The sequence below is a fragment of the Acinetobacter lwoffii genome (assembly GCF_024129595.1).
Classification (GTDB): Bacteria; Pseudomonadota; Gammaproteobacteria; order Pseudomonadales; family Moraxellaceae; genus Acinetobacter; species Acinetobacter lwoffii_O.
Genome location: NZ_JAMXXS010000106.1, coordinates 1 through 405, shown reverse-complemented (window position 1 = coordinate 405; position 405 = coordinate 1). Strand labels below are relative to the sequence as shown.

Below are 405 nucleotides of genomic sequence, written 5' to 3'. Positions count from 1 at the left end.
CACGCTGTACTGTTGCTCGATTAATGAAAAAGCTAGGTATACAAGGTGTTTGGCGAGGTAAGAACAAACAAACCACCCGTAGCCGAGATGACCAAAAACGGGCAGATGATTTAGTGAAACGTAATTTTAATGCTGATCATCCAAACCAACTATGGGTGGGTGACTTTACCTATATTCAAACTCATTCAGGCTGGGTATATACCGCATTTGTTATTGATGTGTTCTCACGAGCAATTGTTGGATGGAAAGTATCTACACGGATGAATACAGATATGGTGCTCGATGCATTAGAACAAGCTTTGCATGATCGAGGTATGCCAAAGAATGTGATTCATCATTCCGATAGAGGTGTTCAATATCTTTCTATTCGCTATACCAATCGTTTAGAAGCTGCAAATTTACGAG

Annotated in this window: 1 protein-coding gene; it reads left to right on the top strand. The window is 40.2% G+C overall.

Annotation, left to right across the window (positions count from 1 at the left end; all coding sequences use genetic code 11):
- Positions 1-405, top strand: a 405-nt coding sequence (locus NI466_RS15835; protein ID WP_253174012.1) for an IS3 family transposase, incomplete at both ends; no start/stop codon positions are given.